At 70.0% G+C, this 26,085-nt stretch carries 23 protein-coding genes; 12 read left to right on the plus strand and 11 right to left on the minus strand.

The features are described from left to right. Window positions 1–90: 90 nt before the first annotated feature. From ACM26Y_RS03285 to ACM26Y_RS03295, 3 genes are all read right to left on the minus strand, one after another. Complete coding sequence (locus ACM26Y_RS03285) at window positions 91–1,128, minus strand: DUF5914 domain-containing protein (RefSeq protein ID WP_371384101.1); 1,038 nt, start codon at window positions 1,126–1,128, stop codon at window positions 91–93. Beyond that, window positions 1,125–2,690 carry an FAD-dependent oxidoreductase gene (locus ACM26Y_RS03290; RefSeq protein ID WP_416062627.1) on the minus strand — a complete coding sequence of 522 codons (1,566 nt, stop codon included), beginning with the start codon at window positions 2,688–2,690 and terminating at the stop codon, window positions 1,125–1,127. The genes ACM26Y_RS03285 and ACM26Y_RS03290 overlap by 4 nt, the downstream gene beginning before the upstream one ends. Window positions 2,691–2,791: 101 nt before the next feature. Beyond that, on the minus strand, window positions 2,792–3,028 hold the full coding sequence (locus ACM26Y_RS03295; protein ID WP_003935918.1) for a hypothetical protein: 237 nt from the start codon (window positions 3,026–3,028) through the stop codon (window positions 2,792–2,794). A 294-nt stretch (window positions 3,029–3,322) separates the two neighbouring features. Between ACM26Y_RS03295 and ACM26Y_RS03300 the strand changes: the two genes are divergently transcribed. The 5 genes from ACM26Y_RS03300 (at window position 3,323) to ACM26Y_RS03320 (ending at window position 7,729) form a co-directional block, all read left to right on the plus strand. Next, window positions 3,323–4,756 carry a DUF4038 domain-containing protein gene (locus tag ACM26Y_RS03300; RefSeq protein ID WP_416062628.1) on the plus strand — a complete coding sequence of 478 codons (1,434 nt, stop codon included), beginning with the start codon at window positions 3,323–3,325 and terminating at the stop codon, window positions 4,754–4,756. Window positions 4,757–4,990: 234 nt separating this feature from the next. After that, the gene (locus tag ACM26Y_RS03305) at window positions 4,991–5,893 is read left to right on the plus strand and encodes a hypothetical protein (RefSeq protein ID WP_416062629.1); all 903 of its coding nucleotides are present in this window, start codon (window positions 4,991–4,993) and stop codon (window positions 5,891–5,893) included. Continuing rightward, the gene (locus ACM26Y_RS03310; protein ID WP_416062630.1) at window positions 5,890–6,309 is read left to right on the plus strand and encodes a phage holin family protein; all 420 of its coding nucleotides are present in this window, start codon (window positions 5,890–5,892) and stop codon (window positions 6,307–6,309) included. Before ACM26Y_RS03305 ends, ACM26Y_RS03310 begins: the two co-directional genes overlap by 4 nt. Then, the gene (locus tag ACM26Y_RS03315) at window positions 6,306–6,902 is read left to right on the plus strand and encodes a DUF3618 domain-containing protein (protein WP_416062631.1); all 597 of its coding nucleotides are present in this window, start codon (window positions 6,306–6,308) and stop codon (window positions 6,900–6,902) included. Before ACM26Y_RS03310 ends, ACM26Y_RS03315 begins: the two co-directional genes overlap by 4 nt. Window positions 6,903–7,447: 545 nt before the next feature. Beyond that, window positions 7,448–7,729, plus strand: coding sequence for a hypothetical protein (locus ACM26Y_RS03320; RefSeq protein WP_289377155.1), 282 nt, complete (start codon window positions 7,448–7,450; stop codon window positions 7,727–7,729). A gap of 208 nt (window positions 7,730–7,937) precedes the next feature. On the opposite strand, the gene ACM26Y_RS03325 is transcribed toward ACM26Y_RS03320, so the two are convergent. Next, on the minus strand, window positions 7,938–8,879 hold the full coding sequence (locus tag ACM26Y_RS03325; RefSeq protein WP_416062632.1) for an ADP-ribosylglycohydrolase family protein: 942 nt from the start codon (window positions 8,877–8,879) through the stop codon (window positions 7,938–7,940). A gap of 137 nt (window positions 8,880–9,016) precedes the next feature. On the opposite strand from ACM26Y_RS03325, the gene ACM26Y_RS03330 reads away from it, so the two are divergent. Together ACM26Y_RS03330 and ACM26Y_RS03335 are read left to right on the plus strand one after the other, a co-directional pair. After that, window positions 9,017–9,763: a flavodoxin family protein gene (locus ACM26Y_RS03330; protein ID WP_289377160.1), complete on the plus strand. Its 747-nt coding sequence runs from the start codon at window positions 9,017–9,019 to the stop codon at window positions 9,761–9,763. A 128-nt stretch (window positions 9,764–9,891) separates the two neighbouring features. Further along, entirely contained in the window at window positions 9,892–10,263 is a 372-nt protein-coding gene (locus tag ACM26Y_RS03335) for a hypothetical protein (protein ID WP_235157221.1), read from the plus strand. 61 nt (window positions 10,264–10,324) lie between these two features. Here ACM26Y_RS03335 and ligD read toward each other — a convergent pair whose 3' ends face one another. Next, window positions 10,325–11,302 (minus strand): non-homologous end-joining DNA ligase, encoded by a 978-nt coding sequence (gene ligD / locus ACM26Y_RS03340; RefSeq protein WP_416062633.1) that lies wholly within the window; start codon window positions 11,300–11,302, stop codon window positions 10,325–10,327. 245 nt (window positions 11,303–11,547) lie between these two features. Between ligD and shiA the strand changes: the two genes are divergently transcribed. Next, the gene (gene shiA / locus ACM26Y_RS03345; RefSeq protein WP_416062634.1) at window positions 11,548–12,909 is read left to right on the plus strand and encodes a shikimate transporter; all 1,362 of its coding nucleotides are present in this window, start codon (window positions 11,548–11,550) and stop codon (window positions 12,907–12,909) included. A gap of 244 nt (window positions 12,910–13,153) precedes the next feature. Here shiA and ACM26Y_RS03350 read toward each other — a convergent pair whose 3' ends face one another. Further along, window positions 13,154–13,933 carry an IclR family transcriptional regulator C-terminal domain-containing protein gene (locus tag ACM26Y_RS03350; RefSeq protein ID WP_416062635.1) on the minus strand — a complete coding sequence of 260 codons (780 nt, stop codon included), beginning with the start codon at window positions 13,931–13,933 and terminating at the stop codon, window positions 13,154–13,156. Between the two features lie 157 nt (window positions 13,934–14,090). On the opposite strand from ACM26Y_RS03350, the gene ACM26Y_RS03355 reads away from it, so the two are divergent. Then, entirely contained in the window at window positions 14,091–16,664 is a 2,574-nt protein-coding gene (locus tag ACM26Y_RS03355; protein WP_416062636.1) for a non-ribosomal peptide synthetase, read from the plus strand. Between the two features lie 33 nt (window positions 16,665–16,697). On the opposite strand, the gene ACM26Y_RS03360 is transcribed toward ACM26Y_RS03355, so the two are convergent. From ACM26Y_RS03360 to kstD, 3 genes are read right to left on the minus strand one after another with little or no spacing between them, the layout of a single operon-like run. After that, window positions 16,698–18,443 (minus strand): cholesterol oxidase substrate-binding domain-containing protein, encoded by a 1,746-nt coding sequence (locus ACM26Y_RS03360; RefSeq protein WP_416062637.1) that lies wholly within the window; start codon window positions 18,441–18,443, stop codon window positions 16,698–16,700. Window positions 18,444–18,498: 55 nt separating this feature from the next. Next, on the minus strand, window positions 18,499–19,359 hold the full coding sequence (locus ACM26Y_RS03365; protein ID WP_416062638.1) for a MaoC/PaaZ C-terminal domain-containing protein: 861 nt from the start codon (window positions 19,357–19,359) through the stop codon (window positions 18,499–18,501). A gap of 50 nt (window positions 19,360–19,409) precedes the next feature. Then, complete coding sequence (gene kstD / locus ACM26Y_RS03370) at window positions 19,410–21,122, minus strand: 3-oxosteroid 1-dehydrogenase (protein WP_416062639.1); 1,713 nt, start codon at window positions 21,120–21,122, stop codon at window positions 19,410–19,412. A 130-nt stretch (window positions 21,123–21,252) separates the two neighbouring features. Here kstD and ACM26Y_RS03375 point away from each other — a divergent pair, with 130 nt between their 5' ends. From ACM26Y_RS03375 to dmpG, 3 genes are read left to right on the plus strand one after another with little or no spacing between them, the layout of a single operon-like run. Beyond that, complete coding sequence (locus ACM26Y_RS03375; RefSeq protein ID WP_416062640.1) at window positions 21,253–22,038, plus strand: 2-keto-4-pentenoate hydratase; 786 nt, start codon at window positions 21,253–21,255, stop codon at window positions 22,036–22,038. Between the two features lie 29 nt (window positions 22,039–22,067). Beyond that, complete coding sequence (locus ACM26Y_RS03380; protein ID WP_416062641.1) at window positions 22,068–22,997, plus strand: acetaldehyde dehydrogenase (acetylating); 930 nt, start codon at window positions 22,068–22,070, stop codon at window positions 22,995–22,997. 5 nt (window positions 22,998–23,002) lie between these two features. Beyond that, the gene (gene dmpG / locus ACM26Y_RS03385; protein ID WP_003935900.1) at window positions 23,003–24,061 is read left to right on the plus strand and encodes a 4-hydroxy-2-oxovalerate aldolase; all 1,059 of its coding nucleotides are present in this window, start codon (window positions 23,003–23,005) and stop codon (window positions 24,059–24,061) included. A gap of 101 nt (window positions 24,062–24,162) precedes the next feature. Here the strand turns inward: dmpG and ACM26Y_RS03390 are convergent, their stop codons facing one another. Beyond that, entirely contained in the window at window positions 24,163–24,474 is a 312-nt protein-coding gene (locus ACM26Y_RS03390; RefSeq protein ID WP_289377177.1) for a DUF6191 domain-containing protein, read from the minus strand. A 138-nt stretch (window positions 24,475–24,612) separates the two neighbouring features. Next, window positions 24,613–26,046: a DUF1254 domain-containing protein gene (locus ACM26Y_RS03395; RefSeq protein WP_416062642.1), complete on the minus strand. Its 1,434-nt coding sequence runs from the start codon at window positions 26,044–26,046 to the stop codon at window positions 24,613–24,615. Between the last annotated feature and the right edge of the window lie 39 nt (window positions 26,047–26,085).

Genomic DNA, 26,085 nt, shown 5'->3' on the forward strand with positions numbered 1-26,085 from the left:
TGCGCGCGAGCCGCGGCGCGGACCAGGGTCCTCGGACCCGAATCCGAGCCGACGTGGGCGCGGTGCGGCGGATCACCGACGCGGCGGCAGCTACCGGCCGGGGACGTGGCCCGGCGAGGTCGCGGCACGGAGCTGATAGCGGCGCTCGGCGTAGTCCAGGTCGTCGCGCCACAGCCGGGTGGCCGTGCGCTGCATGAGGGGGCGGAGGGCGGCGGCGACGCGCCGGGTGGCGATGCCGAACCCGGGGCGCGGGGAATCTGCGACGACGGCCTCGACGATCGCGGTGCGGGGACGTCCGTCCGGGCCGGTGCCCCGCGGGGTCGCGTGGGTCTCGACCACGCTGCCGACGCCTTCGCCCGAGACGATGCGCATGACGACGGTGCGCGGTTCGGGGCTGGTGAACTCGGCACGGACCGGAACCCCGATCCGGCCGGCGACCCGGAAGGTGACGTCGACGAGGAATCGGTCCTCTCCGTCAGGGCTGCCGTGGGTGGAGGGTGCCTCGACCACCTCGAGTCGGGCGAACGAGTACGGATGGAACCAGGCGCCGTGCCACGGGTCGAGGCGGTTGGCGACGATGTCGTCGGGCTCGCACACCCCGACGAGGGTGGCGACGGCTGCGATGCGGGACTCGGCGGTCGGACGTTCGGGGACGACGGGAAGTTCGGTCGGTGTCTCGCCGCCGACGTGGTCGAGCCGGACCCATACGAGCACCCCGTCGTCGTGACTGGGGAAGGGTTTCCAGCCGTACGCGCCCGCAGCGTCGATGCGCAGACCGTGCCAACGGCAGATCAGCGCACCGCAGTCCACTGCCGCCAGCGACATCGGCGCGCCGAGGTGAGGGCACGCGCCGGGTCCGACGATCACCTGATCGCCGTCGCGCCAGGCGACGAGCTCGACATCGGCGACGGTGATGCCGAAGGGACGTTCCGTACCGATGTCCCGACTGGCGGCCACGACGTACCAGTTGCCGGAGGGCCGGCGCTGCGAGCGGTCGAGGATGGCGTTGATCAGTTCGGGCCGGGCGCCCCGGTAGGTGGGCGCCTGTGCGGCCCAGCGGTCCGGATCCATGGGCTGGACGGGCCACGTGGCGGGCCAGCGACGGTACAGCGGATCGAGCACGCTCATGCGGGACGCCTTTCCAGGGCGGCGAGACGGCGCAGGACCGTCGAGCGGCCCCGGGTGGGAACCGTGTACAGGTCGTGGCCGGCGATGTTCCATTGGGCGAGAAGGGAATTGGCGGCCTCCCACCCCGTGGTGGCCGCACGTTCCATGAGGGCGACCGGCAGGTCGATCCGGATGCCGTCGCCGGCGAGCATCAGCCGCTCGTGCGGGGTGCGGACGGTCGGCCGCTGCGCGAAATCGCCCACCCCGAACAGGGGGCAGTCCTGGCGCCACAGCGTGCGTTCCTCGACGACGCGGGCGGCGGCCGTCTCCGGATAGATCGCGTGCAGGCGCGCGAGCACCTGTGCCTGCACATCCTCGGGCGAACTCGATTGGCCGACTCCGTCGCCCGTGGCGGCGTACGCGTGCAGCTCCACGACCGAACCGCCCGTGCGTGCGGCCCAGGCGCGGGCCTCCTCCTCGTAGCGCTCGAGCACGCTGATGTTGTCGAGCGGGCGCAGGCCGCCGGTGCCGAGGAATGCCGGGCGGTCCGTGGCGACGGGACGGTCCAGCCAGAGCCGCTGCACCAGGAACGGGGGAGCGGACCGCAAGTGCTGCACCTGCGAGCGCCATCCGGAATCGCCGAGGTCGGGCGAGGCGTCGACGAGGGCGCGCAATCCGGCCACGTCGAGGGCGAGGACGATGCCGTCGGCGTCGGTGCTGCCGCCGGTGTCGTCGTGGATGCGGAAGGTGCGGGTGCCGCCGGGTTCGATGCCGGTCACCGCGGTGGCGGTCCGGATGCGCGCGCCGTGGCCCTCGAGGTACCGGCCCAGCGGTCCCCACAGGGCGGTGTCGAAATTGCCGGTGGCGACGTCGAACAGCAGGCCCTCCGCGGAGCCGAGGAAGTAGATGTGGAACATCGTGGCCAGCTCGGCCGCCGACATTCCGGCCGGGGGAGCGAAGAAGCTGCGCGAGAACACCTCGAACGCCAGGTGATTGGCTGCCTCCGGAAAGCGGATGCGCTGCAGGAACGTCTGGGCGTCGACGCCGTCGAGCCGGTCGTAGATCTCCGGCACGGACACGGTCGCGAGCGGAGCCGCGGCCCGCACGTCGATGCGCACCAGATCCTGCAGCCGGAACGTGGGGCTGCGCAGCGCGAACACCAGAGCGTTCCACGGTGGGGTGTTGGGAATTCCGCGAAAGGTGTCGCGCCGGCCCGCGCCGTCGACGAGCGGATAGTCGTCGACTGCCGTCAGCCGCTGCAGATGGGGGTCGGTCCGTCGCAACAACCGGCGCAGGTTGTAGTACTGCCGGAAGAAGGCGTGGAACCCGCGATTCATGGCGAGCCCGGTGCCGTCGTCGAGACGCTCACGCCACCCGCCGACCCGCCCGCCCAGGTACGCCTCGCGTTCGAGTACCTCGACTTCCACCCCGCGCTCGGCGAGCGCGGTGGCGGCTGTCAGTCCTGCGATGCCGGCGCCGACGACCACCACGCGGGGCCGCTGCGGCAGATGCCCGGTGTCGGGCGCACCCCTGACGGCGGGGTGGTGGGCGATCCGTGGGTCGCTGCCGACGGCACCGTTCATGTAATTGCCTCCTGCGGCGCCGGTGTGGGACCGGCCGTCGTGGTCGAACAGTGGCGAGCCCGAGCCTACCGCGACGATGTCCGTTGCGGCGGTCGACGAGGTCAGCCGCGGAGGCGTGCCGCGTGCGACGCGGCAGCTTCGAGGTGCTTGTCCGCCGTGCTCAAATCCAGGTGGGCGTCGCTGAGGCTGTCGATGACCTCCCGCAGGTTGGCTTCGCCGGTGTCGTCGTCCGGCGCCGGCTCCACCAGGTCGAACGCGTCGGCGAGGGAACGCACCCGCCGGTCCAGGGCCTGCAGATCCGTGCGCAGTTCGGCGACCTGCCGGAGGAGATCGTTCATCGTGCCCCCTCTCCGTGCGGCCGGTGATCGTCCGGGCGCGAACATGCCGCCGCACGCTCACGGTAAGCCGGACCCGGCGGCGTTCGCGGCGGAACGGGCACTCGGTTCACGGCGCGGGGACCGGGCCGGACCGGTCGGCATCCTGGGTACGGAAGGCTCAGGCGGGCAGGGGCGCGAGGGCATAGACTCGGCTGAGCGCATCCGGAGTCGAACCATACGACACCGGGGCCGCTGGATCGGCTGAAATCTCGGCAGGCGCGCACTTCTCCGGGAGCGCAGCCGGGTGGGAGAAGCGTGAACAGACACTCTGCTCTGGCCCTTCCGGTTTTGCTCTGTGTCGCCGGTTGCACGGACGGCGGCGGACCGCAGAGTCCCTCGTCGCCGCCCGCGACCGTCCCGGCGGCCGCCGCGTGCGACGTCGCCGAGAGCGCCGGACACCGCTACGTCTCCTCCGTCGGTCGCAACGGCCGCTACTTCGAGGATCAGCACGGTGACCCGATTTCGATCCGCGGGGACTCGCCGTGGTCCGGCATGGCGGACTGGTCGCCCGAGCAGGCCGAGCTGTACTTCGCGAATCGAGCGGCGCACGGGTTCGACGCCGCCATCATCTCCGCGATCGCCGTCCCCGACAACGGCGGGCCGAACGAGAACGGAGCCACCTTCGACGGCATCGCGCCGTTCGTCGACGGCGACATCACCGCATGGAACGAGCCGTACTGGGAACGCGTCGACGAGTACGCCCGAATCGCTTGCCGGTACGGAAACACGTTGTTCCTGTACCCGATCGACGGATGGAACCTCTCCAGCGTGTTCGCCTCGGCAACCCCCGAACAGGCGGAGGTCTACGGCCGGATGATCGCACAGCGATACGCGCGGTTCCCGAACATCGTGTGGCTGACCGGTGGTGACTATGCGCCCGACACGGACGATCCCGCCGCCGGTGCCGAATCCGACCGGGTCCTGCGCGCCGTGCTCGAAGGGATCAGGGCGGCCGGCTCCGACAGGCCGTTCTCGATACAACTCGGGCCCCAGAAATCGCTCTCCACGGACAACCCGTTCTGGGAACCACTGGTGGACTGGAACTTCGTCTACACCTACCTGCCGACCTACGAGGCGGTGCTGGACGGGTACGAGCGACCGGCAGGCATCCGGGATCCACGTCCTGCCGTGTTCGCCGAGGGCAACTACGAGGGCGAGAACAACCAGCCCGAGACCGCCCCGACGACCGACGAGACGCTTCGCCGCCAAGCCCTCTGGGCGTTGACATCCGGCTCCCCGGGGGAATTCCGTGGCTCCGACGACTGGGAGTTCCGGGACGGCTGGGAAGCGCGCCTCGATACCCCCGCCGTCACCCAGCTCCGAGCCATCCGGGACCTGTGGGCGTCGTGGGCGTGGTGGCAGTTGGTGCCGGACGTCGACGAGCCGTTCGTCCTCGACGGGCGCGGGACCCGCTCGACGGACGACGAGATGGTGGACGTCCTGGACAACGACTACGTCACCGCTGCACGTACGCCGGACGGCTCCCTCGCCGTCGTCTATGTGCCGACGGAGCGGACGATCCGGCTCGCGCTCCCCCTGATCCCGCAGGGAGCGCGCTACGCCTGGATCGATCCCGCCGATGCCGCGGCGCCCTCGTTGCCGGCGCAGGTGGACCGGGACGGAAACGTGTCCACGCCGGGATCGAACGCCGGGGGTGCCGGAGATTGGCTGCTGGTGATCACCGGCTGATGCGGGCACCGGGGTGGGTGCTTCCGGTGGGCTGCCGGGACTGCCCGAACCGTCGGTAATGCCGGATATGCGGCACGTTTGCCTCTTCCGGACCCGGGTAAGCGGGGGGCGTACGGCTGGTGGAGATCGACGACCATCGGCGACCGCCGGTGACACGGCGGGACGGCCCGGCACACCCAGGACCGCACAGAAGTGCCGGCCGTAATTCCCGATCCCCTCGGAAGGACAACACTGATGACGTACAGCGGATACCCGGACCCGGGTGGACGGAGCACCGACCCGCTCACCGAGCAACCCTTCACCTCCCCGGACGGGCCGATACCGGAGCCCCGGCACCGTCTCGACGAGTATCGGACGGCACCCGGCGAACCGGACGATGCCTCGTCGGCGCAGGTCGCACAGGAACAGGCCGGCCGGGTCGCCGGTCGAGCCGCGGACGCAGGCCGGGATGTGGCCGGAACGGCCGGCGATCAGGCCACCCGGGTGAAGAACGAAGCGACTGCGCAGGCCCAGGACGTGCTGCGGCGCACCCGGGACGAGCTGACCGACCAGGCCGCTCGACAGCAGAAGAAGGTCGCCGAGGGGTTGCGCACGCTCGGAGCACAGTTCGGCTCGATGGCGCGTGACTCGGAGCAACCCGGCATGGCCGGCGACCTCGTCCGCCAGGCGGCCGATCGAGCGGACACCGTCGCCTCCTGGCTCGAGCAGCGAGAGCCGGGTGGAGTCCTGCACGAGGTCAGCGGTTTCGCTCGGCGCCGGCCGGGGGCCTTCATCGCCCTCGCTGCGGGAGCGGGATTCGTCCTGGGCCGGCTCGGTCGCGGACTGAAGGACGCGGACTCCGGATCTGATTCCGCGACAAGGGATTCCTCCGCTTCGTACTCGCCGGCGCCCCATTCTGCGGTGCCACAGCCTCCAGGGGTCGCGCACCCCGGCTTCACCGCCGCCGATCCCGGCGCCGGCGGGCCCGCCGGATACGCGTACCCGGCACAGGGACCCGGCACGTCGGTGCCCGGAACGTATCCTGCGGGACCCGCGACGGGCGCGCCGATGCCCGGCGGCTACTCGGCGCCGGGGACAGGCACCCCGCCGCCCGGCGGATACGCACCGCCGCACCCCGGTGGTGAGGTGCGGCCGTGACTCTTCCTCCCACAGACCACAATCGAGCCGGCGACCAGCGCTCCCTGGGCGAGTTGCTGGCCGATGTCAGCGGTGACCTGTCCACTCTGATGCGGCAGGAGCTGGCACTGGCGAAGGCCGAGGCGACCCAGACCGCGACCCGTGCCCGCAAGGGCGCCGGCATGCTTGCCGGCGCCGCGGTGGCGGCGCACTTCGTGCTGCTGTTCCTGTCCATCGCCGCATGGTGGGCGCTGGGCAACGCGATCGGCCGCGGCTGGTCGGCGCTCGTCGTGACCGTCGTATGGGCGGTGGTCGCGACGCTGCTGGCCGTGCTGGGACGCTCGGAGATGGCTCGCGCCAAGGGACTTCCCCGCACCACCGAAACCCTTTCCCAGATGCCCGGAGCACTTGCCCCTCATCCTCAGGAGAAGCGATGACGAACACCGATGATCCGGATCGGATCCGCGCCGAAATAGACCGTACGCGACGCAGCCTCAGCGCCGACGTCGACACTCTCGCCGATCGGGCGCGGCCCTCGACGATCGCCCGGCGCAAGGTCGGCGGGATCGGCGGCTCTCTGTCCCGGATGCGGGACAGGGTCATGGGCACGGCGCAGGACGCGACGTCGCAGTTGTCGGACACCGGCCGTTCGGCCGTGTCGTCGGCGACCGACGCGGCACGCGGCGTGCCCGCCACCGCGCAGCAGCAGGCGCAGGGCAATCCCCTGGCAGTCGGGCTGATCGCGTTCGGCGCCGGTCTGGTGGCCGCCGCGCTGGTGCCCGCCAGCCGGTCCGAGCAGCAGGCCGCCGTCGCGCTGAAGGAGACCGCGGAGCCCGCATTGCAGGAAGCCGCCGGCGCCGCCCAGGAAACCGCTCAGCGGCTCACGCAGCCCGCCCAGGAGGCGGCGTACGCTGTCGCCGCCACGGCTCGGGATGCGGCGACGACTGTCGCCGAGGAAGGTGCCGACGCTGCGCGCGCGGTGCAGGGCGACGCACGCGACGCCGCACACACCGTCCGCGACCAGCGCTGAGCCGGCCTGGAAACGTCCCGCCCTCGCCGAGGGCGGGACGTTCTCGGTTCGGACCGACGTGTCGTCGTCGCGAGGAAGAACGCGATCCGGCTGTGCCGAGTCCTCGACGCCCCTGACGAGTCCGGTCCCCGTGAGGTCAGATCATGACGGCGGCGATGGCGACAGCCACCAGAACGGATACCGCGATCGCGAGTCCGAGCAGCGCCGAACCGGTGACGGCCACCGTCATGGCTGCCGCTACCGCGCAGGCGACGCCCGCCGTGCCGGACGTGTGCCGTAGACGCGAGCAGGACTCGCCGGCATCGTCGTTATTGGTCGGTAACCTGTGCCGACCTTCGAATGTATGGATCACTGATGTACCCCCTGCCGTACCACAATGTGATCGCTCTCACATTATGCACTGATTTGTATCGCATCACAAAACGATGTCGCCAGTCGAACGCGTATCGCGTTCGTTGCGCGTCTCCCGGGTTCGTGCACCCGGGGTGTGGATTCCGTCCGAGCGGGGTATCGGATACGGAGTCGGCAGGAAAGGAGACGGGCGTATGGAGACGGAACGGCAGGGCAACGACGAACCGCTGGTCGCGCATCCCATGATGGCTTTCGTGCTGGACGGCATGCTGATACTGGCGGTGGCAGTGGTGGGGATGTGGATGTTCGGTTCGCTGCTGTGGGCAGTACTCGGTGGGATCTTCTGTGCGGCCACACACCTGTTGTGCAGGGCGACCGGGCACTGCGGCGCGGCCCCGACCGTTACGCAGGCGGAATCGCGGACATCGATCCCGGTGGCGGCAAGTGCCCCGGCCGAGGTCGCCCAGGCGGCTTGACGCTCTCGGCGCCGCACCCCGGCGACTGCTCCGCCGGTTCTGTGCCGGCAGCCGAGGCCGGCAGCCGAGTCCGAGTTCCACGGTCTCCGGTACAGACGCCACATCCGTTCCTGTCGACCGTCACGGACGACACCGATATGAACGTCGCGACGCCTTCGCCTCCCGGCCGGTGACGCCGTACCGAGATCACGCCCTGTGACCGGCGGGTCTACCGGACGGCGGCACGCGCCGAGGCGAGACCGGCCGCGAATCCGGTGACGACGGCCGCGTCCGGCAGCAGCACCGCGGACGACCAGGGGATCTGCGTGAGCGCTGCCTCTGCGGACGGGAATCGGGCACCGAGCAGACCGCCCACGAGGGCGGCGACCGTGTCGGTGTCCCCGCCGAGCGCGACGGCGGCGAGCATGGCGTCGACCGGCGACCGCACCGTGACGATGCAGTGCAGCACGGCGGCGACGGTGTCGTACGGTTCGAGCGAGACACCCGACGGTGCGGCACTCCAGCGGTCCGCCGCGACCGCGGCGAGGAGGTCCTCGAGAAGACGGCTACCACCGAATTCCCCGGTCGCGATGCGCGCCTCGTCGCGAGCTGCCTCGAGCAACCGCTGCGCGTCCGCGCCTTCCAGCGACCACGAGGCGCACGCCGAGATCACCGCTGCCGCGCACTGCGCGTCCGGTGACGGATGCGTCACCCGGGACAGATTCAGGGTGAGTGCGCGCCGGCGATCCGGGTCGTCGACCGGAACCGCCCAACCGGCCGGAAGAGCCCGCATCGCAGCACCGTTCGTGTCGCCACCGGCCTCGGGACGCCGGCCCGATTCGCGGAAGGTCCGGATCGCGGCCAGTGTGGAGGGCCCCAGGCCCGGGACGGTCTCGGCGCGCTCGCTGAGCAGACGCAGGAACATCGAGCCCGGATCCTCGTTCGCGGCCGTTGTCAGCACCTCGGCCACGAGGAGGGTGAGCGCCGTGTCGTCCGACGTCGCACCCCGGGGCCAGCCGGGCCGGACGGGCAGGGTTGCCGCCGTCCCGAGGTCGATGTCCGCCGCGGCCGCGCCCTCCCAGGGGACGCCGAACGCGTCGCCGCAGGCGTACGTGGTCAGCGCGGCCGCGATCCGGTCGCGGTAGGAGGTTGCGCCGAGTTCGTCCGTCACCGGTGCCGGTCCCTCTCCCTGGGCCAGATGTTCCGCACGTTACCGGAGGGCGCCCGCAGCCGGCCGGACACGGAACCGCTTCCGTGCGACGTTGCCCCGGCTTATCGTGGGTGTGCGGATCTCGTATGGGAGGACCCATGACCGAACCGGCGTTCGAGGGGTTGCAGGGCGCGGATGGATCGCGCCGGTTCGAGGGACTGCGCGCGATGTTCGTCAACTGCACCCTCAAACGGTCGCCCGAGACCAGCAATACGCAGGGTCTGATCGATCGCAGTGTGGCGCTGATGGAACGGGAAGGCGTCACGGTGGACCAGATCCGGGCCGTCGACCACGACATCGCGACGGGCGTGTACCCCGACATGACGGAGCACGGGTGGCCGAGCGACGAATGGCCACAGTTGTTCGAGCGGATCCTCGCCGCGCACATCCTCGTCGTCGCCGGGCCCATCTGGCTGGGTGACAACTCGTCGGTCACCAAGAAGGTCGTCGAACGTCTCTACGGCTGTTCGTCGCTGCTCAACGAGCACGGCCAGTACGCGTACTACGGACGCGCGGGCGGTTGCCTGATCACCGGCAACGAGGACGGCGTCAAGCACTGCGCGATGAACATCCTCTACAGCCTCCAGCACCTCGGATACGTGATCCCGCCGCAGGCCGACGCCGGCTGGATCGGGGAGGCCGGTCCGGGCCCGTCGTACCTCGATCCGGGGTCGGGCGGTCCGGAGAACGACTTCACCAACCGCAACACCACGTTCATGACCTACAACCTCATGCACACCGCCGCGCTGCTCGTGCAGGCCGGTGGATTCCCCGTGGGTGGCAACCAACGCTCGCTGTGGGATGCCGGTTGCCATCCCTCCTTCGAGAATCCCGAGCACCGGTGAGATCGGCGCGGATCCGTGGCCGTGCGGACGTGCGGTGCGCGGTCCTCCTGCTCGCTGTGTTCGGCGCCGCGGCCTGCGGGACGTCGGACGAGGGTCCCTACGATGCCGAGCCGGCGTCGGAACCGGCGGTGACCACGACCGGAGAGTCGACGGTGGTCACCACGGCGAACGGTCCCCTCGGGGAGATGCTCTTCGACCGGACGGACCAGGCGATCTACATCTTCGACCGGGAGGTGGGCACGGTCCCCGACTGCTACGGCGACTGCGCCGTGGCGTGGCCGCCGGTGCTCACCGTCGGCGCCCCCGTCGCGGCCGGCGACGCCGACCAGGGGCTGCTGGGAACCACGGCGCGCACCGACGGGACCACCCAGGTCACGTACGCCGGGCATCCGCTGTACTTCTATGCCGACGAGGACCCCGGGCAGGTGCTGTGTCACCGGGTCGAGGAATTCGGCGGACTGTGGCTGGCGATCGACGAGGCCGGCGTGCCACTCCCGTGACCCGAGGCCTTCATCGGCTGCCGTGACGGTGCGGGGCCCGAGTCCGGGAGATCGGGCACCGCTACGTCAGCGGTGGAATCAGAATCTCGCCCGGTTCCCTGTCGGGCCGCAACCCCTTCCAGCTGGGGTGCCGGAGACTGTCGCCGGTGAACTCCCGGTACTCGACGTCACCGACCAGCACGGGTTCGGCCCACCGGGCGGCCCGGACGACGGGCGCCGGCGGCGTGACGTCGAACGGATAGGTGGGCCGCTCGAGTTCGTCGAGCCGCTCCCACAGCGCCCGTCGCCCGGCAGTGGTGAAGCCCGTGCCGAGGTTGCCGATGTGGACGAGACGACCGTCGTCGTCGTGGGCGCCGAGGACGAGGGATCCGAAGGTGACGCGGTGCGGCCCGGTGCCCGGCAGCCACCCGGCGACGACGACCTCCGTGTTCTTGCGCAGCGCCGTCTTGATCCATGCCGGGGACCGGCGCCCCGGCTGATAGGTCGAGTCGGTCCGCTTGCAGACGATGCCTTCGAGACCGTGGTCGCGGGCGAGGTCGAGCAGAATCTTCGTGTCGGTGCCGACCCAGTGCGGTGGGGTGCGGACCAGAGGACCGGACATCGACAGGTCGATCAGCCGACGGCGGCGTTCGAGGTACGGCAACCCGGTCGTCGGTGCGCCGTCGAGCGCGAGCAGGTCGAACGCGTAGAACTCCACGGGTGTGGTCCGGATCAGCGCGGCCGTCGGTTTCGCCACGTGGATGCGGCTCTGCAGCCGGGGGAACGACGGCGCCCCGGTCCGCGGGTCGGGCGCGACGATCTCCCCGTCGACGACCATCGGACGGCCGCGAGCCAGCGCCGACAGCGCGATCGTCAGTTCCGGGTAGATCCCGGAGACGTCCCTGCCGTTGCGGCTGAAGAGCCGGCACCGCTCGCCGTCGCACACCGTCACCGTGCGTGCACCGTCCCACTTCATCTCCACCGCCCATCCGGTGCCGATCGGCGGCCGGCCGGCGGCGGCGAGCATCGGGGCGGGGACCGCGGAGCGAGAGGCGGGCATGGAGGGAATTATCCGGTCTCCCGTGCCGGGCCGCATGGTAACGAATCGGAATAGCCCTGCGCCGGAAAGAATTACACCGTTGTATTCCGACGACCTTCGTCGCTGTGGTGCGGGCTGTCGTCGGCTCGGGCCGGGCTGCCGCTCCTCGCTCGTCTTGACGGCACTCCCGGCGAGTGGCTACCGTCACATGTATCCACTCAGCGGACATGCGTTCGCAATACGAACACACGGATAGAGGATCGGTTATGCACGACCGCCCCACCGGCACCGACGAGCGCCAGGCGCGGCGCGCCGCGTTCGGCAGTTTCGTCGGCGCAGTCATCGACTGGTACGACTTCATCCTTTACGGCCTGGTGGCCGCGCTCGTCTTCAACAAGGAGTTCTTCCCGAACGTCAGCCCGGCCATCGGCACCCTCGCCGCGTTCGCGACTTTCGGTGTCGGCTTCCTCTTCCGGCCACTCGGCGGAGTGGTCTTCGGTCACTTCGGTGACCGCCTCGGCCGCAAGCGGATGCTCGTTCTCACCATCGTGATCATGGGAAGCGCCACCGCCCTGATCGGTCTGCTGCCGACCTTCGCGTCGATCGGGTGGTGGGCGCCGGTCCTGCTCGTCGCGCTCCGGGCCGTGCAAGGATTCGCGGTCGGCGGCGAATGGGGTGGTGCCGCTCTGATGGCGGTGGAGAGTGCTCCGCCGAAGAAGAAGGCTCTTTACAGCAGCGGGGTTCAGGTCGGCTATTCGGTCGGCCTGATTCTGGCCACCGGATTCGTCATGCTGATGAGCAGCGTCACGACCGACGAGGCGTTCGCCCAATGGGGGTGGCGGGTCCCGTTCGTCGCCAGCATCGTGCTCGTCGCCTTCGGCCTGTGGGTCCGCTCGAGCGTGGAGGAGAGCCAGGAGTTCACCGAGACGGTCGAGGAGATCGAAGCGGAGCTCGGCGAACGCAGCCGCAAGCGCATCCCTCTCCTGGAAGCACTGACCAAGCATCCGAAGGCGTTTCTGCAGATCATCGGTTTGCGCTTCGTCGAGCTGTTCTCGATGTACATCGTCACGACGTTCGCACTGAGCTACTCCACCAACGAACTCGGCATGGAACGTAGCTTCATGCTCAACGTAGGGCTGCTCGTCGGCGCCCTCGGAATGGTGACGATCCCGGCGTTCGCATGGTTGTCCGACCGGTACGGACGTCGCCGGGTGTACATGCTCGGTTCCGCGCTCGGTGCCGTCTGTGCGTTCCCGTTCTTCGCGATGCTCGAGGACGGCTCGATGATCGGAACGGTCGTCTTCGCGGTGCTGTTGGTCAACATCGCCCACGACATGGTCGTCAGCGTGCAGCAACCGTTGTTCACCGAGATGTTCGGCGCGGAGTACCGCTACAGCGGCGCCGGGGTCGGCTACCAGGTCGCCAGCGCGGTCGGGGGTGGTTTCACCCCGTTCATTGCGGCTGCCCTGGTCACCGTCTCCGGCGGGTCGTGGCATCTGGTGGCGGTCTACCTCGCGGGCGGATGCGTGATCTCGGGGCTCATCGCGTGGCGGCTCGGACACGACCATCGCGACGCCGGCCGGACCGCTCCGGCGTCACGGACATCCGGTGCCGTGACGATGCACTGAAGCGCGGATCGGCCGGAGACGACGGCGAGCGAGGGCCACTGGCGGCGTCTCCGCGTGGAGCAGCCGGCAGTGGGTCGACGGACAGTTCTCTCCCTCTCCCCGCCGCTCGGGATCGGACGGTCGAGAATGTGGAATCGCCTGCTGCAAGGTAACTTTCGAACCACGGTGGCTGTGATCGGGTGCATCCGCCTCGTCGAGCGGGGTGCGGCCCGGCCGGGGAGGCGGCGCCGGTACCGCGCACGGCTCAAGGTCCGCTGATCGCGAGATCGGCGCCGATCAGCCGGGCCGCGTCCTGCAATCGGGGGACCACTCGTGACTCGACGTCGTCGCCGGGATGCGCAGTGTTCTGCAGGGAGGAGTTGAGCGCGGCGACGATCCGGCCGGTTCGGTCCCGGATGGGCACGGCGACGCCGCGAATCCCCACTTCCAGTTCGTCCTCGGACAGTGCCCATCCCCGCTCGGCCGTGGCCCGGATCTCGGCGCACAGCCGGTCCGGGTCCACCAGGGTCCGGTCGGTGAACGCCCGCAGTTCCGTCGTCTCGAGGTAGCGGTCGAGCTCCTCGTCGGTGAGTCCGGCCAGTAGGACCCGGCCGTGCGAGGTCGCGTACGCGGGGAAGCGCATGCCGACCGAGATCGCGATGCGCACGATCCGCGGCGAACGGACTCGCGCGACGTACAGTGCGTCCGCTCCGTCGAGCACGGTGACCGAGACGGTCTCCTCGAGCTCGGCGGCGAGTTTCGCCAGGTGCGGTTCGGCCAGCTGCGGAAGGGCCAGCCCGGACAGGTAGGAGAAGCCGAACCGTAGGACCCGCGGGGTCAACATGAAGCGACGGCCTTGCTGGCGGAGGAACCCGCGATCGACGAGGGTCAACAGGATTCGTCGCGCGGTCGATCGAGTGATCCCGACAGCTCGGGCCACTTCACTGAGAGTGCGCTCGCGGTGCTGTTCGTCGAAGCACTCGAGTACCGCGAGCCCCCGATCCAGAGACTCGAGAAAATACCGTTCACCCGCGGCCGCTCCCATGGGCCAATCCTAGGCACGAGCGGACTGTGCCCCTCGGGTGCCGCCGCCCACCTCGAGGCCCCGGAAGCGCGCCGACGCTCTGGCCCGGCCACCTCGCCCTGCCGCGTGAGAACCCCGAGCCTGGATTCAGGACAGCCAAACCTTATAGACTGCCGCGGTGTCACCACGTTCCACCGAGCTCGTCGACTGTCCGACGGTTCCGTTCGTCCGACACCTCGCCGAGCACGGCGAACGGACCGCACTCGTCTGCGACGGCGCCGAGATCACCTATTGCGACCTGGCCGAGCGGGTCGCCGACGTCGCCGACCGCCTCGGCACGACCCGGCGTCTCGTGCTCGTCGTCGGCGCCAACACCGTCGACGCGATTGTCGCCTACCTGGCGGCGCTGTCCGCCGGCCATCCCGTGCTGCTCGTGCCCGGCGACCGGCCCGATGCCCTCGCCGCGACGATCGAGGCGTACCGTCCCGACGTCGTCGTCGAGGACGGCCGCCTGAACGAACGCGCCGAGGACACCAGCCACGACCTGCACCCCGACCTGGCGCTGCTGCTCAGCACCTCCGGCTCGACCGGCTCGCCCAAGCTCGTCCGCCTGTCGCAGCACAATGTGCAGGCCAACGCCGAGGCCATTGCCGACTACCTCGACATCCGCGACACCGACCGCACGATCACCACGCTGCCGATGCACTACTGCTACGGCCTGTCGGTGCTGCACAGCTACCTGTTGCGGGGCGCCGGCATCGTGCTCACCGACCGGTCCGTCGCCGACCGCGGATTCTGGGACCTCGTGCACCGGCACCGGGTCAGCGCACTCGCCGGCGTGCCGTACACCTTCGATCTGCTCGACCGCGCTGGGTTCGCGGACATGGACCTGCCCCATCTGCGCTACGTCACCCAGGCCGGCGGTCGTCTCGATCCCGACCGCGTCAGCCGCTATGTCGGCCTCGGCCACCGCCGCGGGTGGCAATTCTTCGTGATGTACGGGCAGACCGAGGCCACCGCCCGCATGGCCTACCTGCCTCCGCACCTCGCCGCGGAGCACCCCGACACGATCGGCGTCCCCGTCCCCGGCGGCGCCTTCCGCATCGACCCCGTGCCCGAGGCCGGCGACGGTGCCGGCGAACTCGTCTACACCGGGCCCAACGTCATGCTCGGCTATGCCACCGACCCGGAGGATCTGGCCCTCGGGCGCACCGTCGACGAACTGCGCACCGGTGATCTCGCCGTCCGCACCGACGCCGGGTTGTACCGGATCGTCGGCCGCCGATCGCGCTTCGCGAAGCTGTTCGGTCTTCGCATCGATCTGCAACGCATCGAATCCGTCCTCGCGCGCCACGAACTCGTCGCGTGCTGCGCCGGCGGCGACGACGAACTGATCGTCGCCGCCGAGTCCGCCGACGCCGCGCACGTGCGGGCGGTCGCGGCGCGCGCGAGCGGGCTGCCCGAGTCCGCGGTGCGGGTGTGCGTCGTGGCCGAGATGCCCCGCACCCCGAACGGCAAACCGGACTACCGCGCTGTCGCCGCCCTCGGCGCCACCCCGGAACCGCCGCGGCCGGCGCCTGCATCGCGGACCGCCGACCTACGGCAGCTACGGGAGCTCTACGCGGACGTACTCTGCAGCGACGACGTCACCGACGACAGCACGTTCGTCGGCCTCGGGGGCGACTCGCTGTCGTACGTGCGCATGTCGGTGCGGCTCGAGCGGCTGCTCGGCCACCTGCCCGCGGACTGGCCGACGACGCCGCTGCGCGAGCTGAGCCCGTCGTCGCGCCGGACACCGCGAGGCTGGCGGACCGTCGAGACCAACGTGCTCATCCGTGCCGTGGCGATCGTGCTCATCGTCGGCTCGCACCTGCACCTGTTCGCCCTCGTCGGGGGAGCACACGTGCTGCTCGCAGCCGCGGGCTACAACTACGCGCGGTTCCAGCTGCCCAAGCCCCGTGTCGAACGGCTGCGCACCACCCTCCTCAGTGTCGCGCGGATCGCCGCGCCCGCCGTCGCGTGGATCGGGGCGGTGCACGTGATCACCGGCGAGTACCGCTGGTCGAGTGTGCTGCTGCTCAACGGGGTCTTCGGGCCGCCCGCCTGGACGAGGGAGTGGCGGTACTGGTTCGTCGAGGCACTGGTGTACGCGCTGGTCGCGGTGGCTCTGCTGCTCGCCGTGCCGTGGTTCGACCGACGCGAGCGACGATTCCCGTTCGCGTTCCCGCTCGGACTGGTGGGTCTGGGGCTGCTGACCCGGTACGAGGTGCTCGGGCCGGACATGCCGACCAGTCAGATCCTCGCCTCGTACGTGGTGTTCTGGCTCTTTCCGTTGGGCTGGGCGGCAGCCCGGGCCGACACGGTGTGGCAACGGCTGGTGGTGTCCGCGGTGGCGGTCGCGACCGTGCCGGGATTCTTCCACGCCGAACCCGAGCGCACCGCGCTCGTGATCGGTGGGCTGCTCCTGTTGATCTGGGTGCCACGAACGTGGTGGCCCGCGCTGCTGGTGCGGCCGGCCGAGGTGCTCGCCGCCTCGTCGCTCTACATCTACCTGACCCACTTCACGGTCTATCCGCAGCTGCGGGACATCGACCCGTGGCTCGCGTTCGCGGCGTCACTCGTCGTGGGTGTGGCGTACTGGCAGCTGTGGGTGCGGCTGGGACAGCTGTGGGGCCGCTTCGGCAGGAGATCCGTCGTCGCGATGCTCGCGCGGTCCGGTGCTACCCGCGCGCGTGAGGACGCGCGCGGGTAGCACCGGTGGGCGCGGATACCGGCCGGCTTCTCGTCAGGGCAGCAGCCGGTCGATGAAACTGTTGCTGAAGATCCGGTGCGGGTCGAGGCGGTTGTACACCGCTCGTGCGGAGTCCCAGTTCTCGTCCGCGGGCACGCCCTCGCGGTAGGTGTCGGGCAGGACCTGCTCGACGATCCGCTGGTCCGTGTAGGGCAGCTCGGGACCGAACGCCCAGCCCTTGGACCATTCGGGCCGGAACGTGGAGTCGTCGTTGTCGTAGTGTCCGCGCATCCACTGCTCCATCTCGCGGTAGAACGCGAACATCCCGGGTGTGCCGGGCACCCCGAGCACGTTGAGCCAGATCGCGGTGTCCCATTCGGGGTGGTCGGGTCGCGGGCGGGTCGCGGAGATGGTCGGCGGCCCGGCGGACGGGACCTGCACGTCGTCGGGCCGGTCGAGGCCGCAGCATCGGATCTCGACGGGGCCGTTGAGCGGGTACTGCCCCAGTGCCCGGTAGTGCTCGATGCGCTGATGGAACCACTGCGTGAAGTCGTGGATCACGTTCGCGATGTTGGCTCGATTGGTGAGGACCGCGCCGCCACCCTCCGTGAGCCGCAGGGTGGTGGCCTTGATGTAGAACTGAAGATCCTTCGACCAGCCCCAGATGTCGCTCGAGTTCGTGGCGGCGAGACCGGCGACGGTGGTGTTGTAGTAGACCTGGCCGAAGGCCGGCGCGACGGCCGGATTCCCGGCGGTCATCTGCCCGAGCACGTCGGTGACCGGCTCGGGGACGTTGTCCGAGAACGGGTAATTGTAGGGGCCGAACACCTCGCGGGACGTGGCCGGCCGTTCGGGTGCGAGGGACCACACCTTCATCCACGGCTTGTCGGTGAAGGGGTACCAGATCGCCTCCGCACGCCCGGAAGCACGGACGAAGCTCTCGAAGGTGCGTCCGGCGGCGCCGGCGGGGGCGAAGAGTTCGCGCCAGTCGATGTCGGTGTAGCTCTGGCACCGCATCCGCGTGTTCGGCCCGGCTTGCAGGGTGACCGAGGTGACGAACGTGCGGCCCAGGTGCGTGAGCAGTGCGGTGCTGTCGGCGTCCGCGCGCGTGACGGTGCGCAGCGCGTACTCGCTCCCGTTCCACGCCACCACGGTCAGTTCCGTGACGAGGTTGCTCAGCGAGCCGAAGGTGTTCCCCGGCACGCGCGCTTCACCGTCGGCGGGCAACGCGGCGCCGTGGGCGTTGACGGCCAGGGAGCCGGCGATGGACAGCACGCCGGGCGCGGGGAGATTGGCCCAGCCGAGGCCGTTCGCCTGCAGTGCCGTGGTGATCGCGTCGAGCGTCGCGCCCGCACCGGCCGTGACGGTGGCAGGTGCCGATCCGGGATTCACCGACACCCCGTTCAGGTGCACCATCGTGTCCGCCAGGATCACCTTCTCGATCGGTGCGCCGTTGACGATGGTCAGCGGCGTCCACCCGTGCATCGCACCGCGTGGCCGGATGGTGTAGCCGTGGGCGTGGGCCCAGTTCGCGAGGCGGACGACGTCCTCGGGCCTGCGCGGGGCGCAGGTCCAGATCGCGTCCAGCATGATCTCCTTGGACCAGTTCTGGTAGGCCTGCTGGTACAGGGCGATGCCGTCGGGGAAGGCGGCCGGGGTGGGCAGCGTGGCGCCGGACGAGCCGGCCGGCACGGCATGGACCGGGGTCCAGCCGCCGAGCGCGGTGGCCGCGAGGGCGCCCGCGCCGGCTGCGAGGAAACCGCGGCGGGACAGGCGCAGGGGTTCGGTGCGAATCGTCATGGATGCGCTGCTTTCTCACCGTCCCGTGCCGGAACGGTGCTGAGGGAGGACGGGGTCAGGCGATGGTGAGGACGACGTCGGTGAGGGCGGGCGCGAGGTCACGCTCGACCACCGCGGCTGCCGCGAGCACGCGGTCGCCGGTCCGCCAGGCGCGCACCCTCAGTGTCTCGCCGGGGAAGACGACGCCGGCGAATCGAGCCTTGAATCCCCGCACGGCCGCGGCATCCCCGGCGAGGGCCGTATCCGTGATCGTCTTGCAGACGATCCCGAAGGTGCACAGTCCGTGCAGGATCGGGGCGGGAAGTCCGGCGGCTGTCGCGAACTCCGGGTCCGAGTGCAGCGGGTTGCGGTCGCCGCACAGCCGGTACAGCAGGGCCTGCTGCGGCAGCGTCGCGACGTCCACCTCGAAATCGGGTGCCCGGTCCGGAAGTTCGACGGACTCGGACGGTCCGCGTTCACCGCCGAAACCGCCCTCGCCGCGGGCGAAGATGGACGAGCGGGCCGTCCACAGCGGAGTGCCGGCCGGATCCGTGGTCGTCGACTCCTGGACGATGACCGCGGCCTTGCCCTTGTCCCACACCTCGGCGATCCGGGTCACTGTGCGGCCCTTGCCTTCCGGCGGGATGGGAGCGTGCACCGTCACCTCCTGGCCGCCGTGCACCACCTTCGCCAGGTCGATCTCGACACCGGGGAACGACACCTTCGGTGGCTCGGTCGCGTGGAACGTCGCCGCGACGGTGGCGAAGGTGGGCAGGACCTGCGGGTCGTCGTCGCGCAGGTAGCGCAGCTCACCGAGGTCGGTGGGACGGGCTCCGGCCCCGAGACCGAGGTGATAGAGCTGGACGTCGCTGCTGCTCCAGGTGAATTCCTGGACGGGCAGTTCGGCGCCGAGCGCGACGGCGGGATCGATGGGCACGGGTGAGCCTTTCTGTTCGGCGGACGGAGAGCGGCGCGGCCGGGTGCGGTTCAGTGTTGTTCGACGGTCTCAGAGACCTCCGGCGCCGCCGACTGCTCCGGCCGGGCGAGCGCATCGAGGACCGCGAGGTAGGCGAAGGTCATGGCCGGGCCGATCGTGGCGCCGGGTCCGGCGTAGGTGTGGCCCATGACGGGGCCGCTGGCATTGCCGACCGCGTAGAGTCCCTCGATCACGGACCCGTCCTCGCGCAGGACCCGGGCGTCGGCGTCGGTGCGCAGGCCGCCTTTGGTGCCGAGATCACCGGGCACCACCTTGATCGCGTAGAAGGGGGCCTTGTCGATGGCGCCGAGACTCGGGTTGGGCTTGTTGCGCGGGTCGCCGTAGTAGTGGTCGTAGCCCGATTCCCCGCGTCCGAAGTCCTCGTCCCGGCCCGCCCGGGCGAAGCCGTTGAAGCGTTCCACCGTCGCGGTGAGGGCGTCTGCCGGCACCCCGATCTTCTCGGCGAGCTCGGTGATCGAGCCGGCGCGGACGACGACACCCGCCTTCAGCCACCGCTTGGGGAAGGGGCTGCGGGGCGTGATGCCGGCGAAGGTGTAGCGATTGCGGTAGCGCTGGTCGAGGATCATCCAGCACGGAATGTTCTCGCCCGGTCCGTCGCCCCGGCCGTGGCGACCGCCGTACATGGCGTGCACCGCCTCGACGTACGGGGCGGATTCGTTGACGAAGCGCCGGCCCGCCGCATTGACCATCATCGAGCCCGGCAGACTGCGCTCGGACAGGGCGAACCACGGGCCGCCGGTGAGCGGAAACGACGGGCCCCACCAGGCGTCGTCCATGAAATCGACGGCGGCGCCGAGAGACTGGCCTGCGCGGATGCCGTCTCCGGTGTTGGCCTTCGCGCCGACGGTCCATTCGGTGCCGATCGGGGCGCGTTGGTACTGCCTCCGCATCTGCTCGTTGTGCTCGAAGCCGCCGGAGGCGATCACCACGCCGCGACGCGCCCGGATGGTGCGCTGCTGTCCGTCCGACTCGACCCGCACACCGCTTACCACCCCGTCCTCGACGACGAGGTCCGTCAGGGCGGTGTTCAGCAGCAGCGGCACTCCGGCGTCGCGCAGACCCGTGCGGAGTCCGGCCATGAGCGCCTGGCCACGGACCAGCAGGTGCTTCCTGCGTGCCCGCGCCCACAGGTACCGCACGCCGACCTTCGCGGCGCGAACCGGTCCGCGGGGATTGCGCACGAGCAGGTTGAGCCACTTGTAGTCGGCCTGGGTGATGACGAAGTTGGGTGGGCCCTCGACGTAGTCGGGTTCGAGCAGGGCGAGATCGTCGCCGAGTCGCTTGCCGTCGAACGGTTTCGGCTCGACGGACCGCCCACCGAGCCTGCCGCCGGGGGCCTCGGGGTAGTAGTCGGAGTAGCCCGGCACCCATTGCAGTTCCAAGGCGCTGTGTTCCAGGACGAAGGACAGCATCTCGGGACCGCGGTCGATGTAGGTGTCGATCTTGTCGGCGGGCACGACGTCGCCGATGATGCTGTGCAGGTAGGTGCGGGCCGCATCCGGGGTGTCGGTGACGCCGGCCGCCTCGAGGACCTCGTTGTTCGGAATCCACACGCCGCCGCCCGAGCGGGCACTCGAACCGCCGTAGTGCGGTGCCTTCTCGACCAGGACGACGCTCGCGCCCTGGTGCGCGGCGGTCAGCGCGGCGGTCATTCCGCCGGCACCGCTGCCGACGACGACGATGTCGTATTCCTGCTTGATCATGTAGAACACGTTATAGAATGATGGCGCGGTGAGTCCATCCCTTCTGCCAGGAAGATCACCCGCACACCACGCGCCGAACGGAAACAGGTTGCAGAACATGCCGGTCGCCGGTGAACAGGAAGGAACCGCAATGCTGCCGACGCAACTGCGCACCCGGCTGGCGGACGAGCTCGAGGCCGCCGAGCGCGACCGTACCCCGATCGACCCGCTCGTGGCCCGGCACTCCGACATCGACGTCGTCGACGCCTACGAGATCCAGCTGATCAACATCCGTCGTCGCCTCGCGGCCGGTGCTCGCGTGGTCGGCCACAAGGTCGGGCTGTCGTCCCTGGCCATGCAGCAGATGATGGGTGTGGACGAGCCCGACTACGGTCATCTGCTCGACGACATGCAGGTCTTCGAGGACCGGCCCGTCGACACCGCGCGGTACTGCTTCCCGCGGGTGGAGGTCGAGGTGGCCTTCGTGCTCGGCAAGGACCTGCCCGGGGCGGACTGCACCGAGAACGACGTCCTCGATGCCACCGTCGCGTTCGCGCCGTCCGTCGAACTGATCGACAGCCGGATCAAGGACTGGAAGATCGGCCTCGCGGACACCATCGCCGACAACGCCTCGTCCGCCGGCTGGGTGCTCGGCACGCAGCGGGTCGCGCCGTCCGACATCGACATCAAAGGCATCGACGCGGTGCTCACCCGCAACGGCGAGCGGATCGCCGAGGGACGCAGCGACGCGGTGCTCGGCAATCCCGTCACCGCCGTCGCGTGGCTCGCTCGCAAGGTCGACAGTTTCGGAGTGCGGCTGAAGGCGGGCGACATCGTCCTGCCCGGTTCGTGCACGCGGGCCGTCGATGCGCGCCCCGGCGACGAGTTCCACGCCGAATTCGCGGGACTGGGCTCCGTCTCGCTCACGTTCTCGTGACCACCCGGTCCCGACTGCAAGGAGAAACCATGGCCAAGGCACGTGTCGCGATCGTCGGCTCGGGCAACATCAGCACCGACCTGCTCTACAAGCTGCAACGCTCGGAGGTGCTCGAGCCGCGCTGGATGATCGGTATCGACCCGGCGAGCGAGGGACTCGCCCGCGCCCGCACGCTCGGCCTGGAGACGTCCGCCGAAGGGATCGACTGGCTGCTCGCGCAGCCGGAGAAGCCGGACCTGGTGTTCGAGGCGACGTCGGCATACGTGCACCGCGAGGCCGCACCGAGGTACGAGGCGGCCGGCATCCGGGCGATCGATCTCACCCCCGCGGCCGTCGGACCGGCCGTCGTGCCGCCCGCGAACCTCGGTGCGCACCTGGACGTGCCCAACGTCAACATGATCACGTGCGGCGGCCAGGCAACCATCCCGATCGTGCACGCCGTCTCCCGCGTCGTGGACGTGCCCTACGCCGAGATCGTGGCGTCGGTGGCGTCGGTGTCCGCCGGGCCGGGCACCCGCGCCAACATCGACGAGTTCACCAAGACCACCAGCCGGGGCATCGAGACCATCGGCGGTGCGCGCAAAGGCAAGGCGATCATCATCCTCAACCCCGCGGACCCGCCGATGATCATGCGCGACACCATCTTCTGTGCCATCCCCGAGGACGCCGACCGGGACGCCATCGCCGAATCCATCCACCGCGTCGTCGCCGACGTGCAGCAGTACGTGCCCGGCTACCGGCTGCTCAACGAACCGCAGTTCGACGATCCGACCGTCGTGTCCGGCGGGCACGCCACTGTCACCACCTTCGTCGAGGTCGAGGGCGCCGGCGACTTCCTGCCGCCGTACGCCGGCAACCTCGACATCATGACCGCGGCCGCCACCAAGGTGGGCGAGGAGATCGCCCGCGCACTCCTCTCGGCGGACGCCCTCCCTTCCAACACCTCCGTGAAGGCGTGAATCCGATGACCGCTACCGACCGCCGCGACGACATCTTCTTCGAACCGTCGTGGGACATCCGCGTGACCGACACGTCGCTGCGCGACGGCTCCCACCACAAGCGTCACCAGTTCGACCGGGAGGAAGTGCGTGCCGTCGTCGCCGCCCTCGACCTCTCGGGCGTCCCCGTCATCGAGGTCACCCACGGCGACGGCCTCGGCGGCTCCTCGTTCAACTACGGGTTCTCGAAGGTGCCCGAGCAGGAACTGATCAAGATCGCCGTCGACACCGCGCAGCACGCGAAGATCGCATTTCTCATGCTCCCCGGCGTCGGTATCAAGGAGGACATCGTCGAGGCGCAGGACAACGGCGCGTCGATCTGCCGCATCGCCACGCACTGCACCGAGGCCGACGTGTCCGTACAGCACTTCGGGCTGGCCCGCGAGCGCGGACTCGAGACCGTGGGCTTCCTGATGATGGCGCACACCGTCACCCCGGAGAAGCTCGCCGAGCAGGCCCGGATCATGGCCGACGCCGGCTGCCAGTGCGTGTACGTCGTGGACTCCGCCGGCGCGCTCGTTCTCGAACAGGTCACCGAGCGGGTCGAGGCGCTCGTCGCCGAACTGGGGTCGGACGCGCAGGTCGGCTTCCACGGCCACGAGAATCTCGGCCTGGGCGTGGCGAACTCGATCGCGGCGGTCCGGGCCGGCGCCAAACAGATCGACGGATCGGCGCGCCGCTTCGGGGCCGGAGCCGGCAACACGCCCGTCGAAGCGTTCGTCGGGGTGTGCGACAAGGTGGGGATCAAGACCGGCATCGACTTCTTCGCGATCGCCGACGCCGCGGAGGACGTCGTGCGCCCGGTGATGCCCGCCGAATGCCTCCTCGACCGTCAGGCCCTGATGATGGGCTACGCGGGGGTGTACTCGAGCTTCCTGCGTCACGCCGAGCGCCAGGCCGAGCGGTACGGGGTCTCGGCTGCGGAACTGTTGGTGCGGGCCGGCAAGCGCAAGCTCATCGGCGGCCAGGAGGACCAGCTGATCGACATCGCCCTCGAACTCCAGCGCGAACAACAGTCCGCCTGACCGTTTGCCTGCCCGACTGACCGACTGACCGACCGAATGTCACATCGCGTCGATCCGATCGACGCGATGTGACATTCGGCCACGGGGGCGTGTGGGTGCCGCTACGGCCGACTGCGCCCGAACCGGGCCGTTCCGGACTCCACGTCGACGCTCAGCCATCCGGGCTCGCCGCCGGTGGCGTCCTCCCGGTCCATCAGTGAGGTCTGTCGCTGTTCGAATTCGAATCGCCGCGACCCATCGAACACCGCACCGACCTCCTCGAACCCCGTTGCCGCCACCGGCCGTGTGCGACCGTCCCCGCTGCGCCGGAGCAGGCGGCGACCCGTCAGACGGCTCCACAACACCTCCACCACGGCCGCGCCCACCAGCAGGCAGGCCAGTCCCGGAATCGTCATCGCGAACAGCGCGCCCATCGTTCCAGGGTATCGAGCCCCGGAATGCAGCAACGATTCCAGGAACGCTCAGCGACGAGGTGTTGTGGGACTTCTGCCGCTTGCAGAACAGGTCGATCCACATGAACACGGCAGAGGCGGCCCGCTTCCTCGCCGACGCTACCCGACCGGTTCGATGTCCGGGAGTTTCCAGGTCTTGTCGAACCACGGCTCCAACGGCCCGTAGAGGCGGAACGCCGCGAACCAACTCTTGCCGGGCAGGGTCTGGACCCAGTTGTGACCGTCGGTGGGCTGTTCGGGCCCGAAGTGGACGTCGACGGAGCCGTCCTCGTTGGTGGTCACGTCCGCGTCCTGGCTGGTCACCGACGGCCACTGCTGATCGGTCTGCAGCATCGACCGGGTCTGGGTGTCGTAGACCAGCACCGACCAGAAGTTGTTCACCGGAACCTTCGGGGGCACACGCAACCGGTAGCTCCGGCCACCGTCGAACGGCGCGCCGGTGGCATCGACGAACGCGAGGGCGTACTGCGACCCGGTCCCGACCGTCTTCTGCTCCCACGACGGGCTCGTGCTCCCGTACAAGAAGTAGAGCTGGGTGGCGGCGTCGAGCAGCAGGACCCCGTCCTCCGTGCACGAATAGCCGCCGAGGAAGCCGGAGCGCCAGGCGCTGCCGGGGTAGTAGTACGCCTCCGGTTGGCGGAACCGGTAGGTCAGTGCGCGGGCGGTCGCATCCCCGACCGTGGCGGCTTCGGTCAGGATGGCGCGCATCCGCTCGTCCGGGGCGAACGGCCTACCCCGGCGGATCCCGATCGAGGCGAACATTCCCAGGGTGAGCGGGTCGGCCGAGTCCGGCGGTTCGGACTGCACCACCTCGTCGAGCATCTCCCAGAACCGGAAGTCGGCCGGGGCGACGGCGCACATCGGCTCGGCCGAGACGTTCACGAACCGCGTCGACGGGGGATCGGCGGCCTGCGACAGCGGATGAATCCGGGTGTGCGCCTCGACCATCTCCACCGCCGGGCGCGGATCCCCGTGTTCGTCCCGGAAACCCCGCCAGCCCACCCACAACCCGACGGTGCGTGACCGCACCACCAGGTCACCGTCCGGCACCTGCCCGGCGTACCCGGGCGGCACGAACAGGTAGCGGCCGCCGCGGCCCTGATCCGGTCCGGTGATGCCCACGTCGACCACCCCCCGCCACCAGGAGTCGATTGCGGCGCCGTACACCTTCGGGGGTACCTCGACGACGACGGGCCCGTCGCGCAGGTCGAGCCAGGCGTAGTGGTACGAGGTGCTGGTGTTGTAGGCCAGGCCGATGAACCGCGGATGGGCCAGGTCCGCCCACATCACCAGCGTCGAGTTCGCCGGCCCCCACTGCAGCAGCGCCTGCCGCATCGCCGCGACGGCGACCGGGGCCAGTCCCAGCAGGTAGGCCTGGACCGCCCGCTGGAAGTCCAGGTTGTCGAACAGCGTCCGGGTCGTCGCGTCGTCGGGGAACCCGTCGAAGAACCGCAGGGTGCCCAACCGGGTCCGGACCTCGTCCGGCGTCGCGATCCCGGGTGGAATCGGTGTGGTGTTCGCATGCGAGGTCATCGATATTCTCCTGTGTAGATAGCGCTTTCGAGATTCTCC

Source organism: Rhodococcus indonesiensis, from assembly GCF_047782815.1.
In the GTDB taxonomy this organism is placed as follows: domain Bacteria; phylum Actinomycetota; class Actinomycetes; order Mycobacteriales; family Mycobacteriaceae; genus Rhodococcus; species Rhodococcus indonesiensis.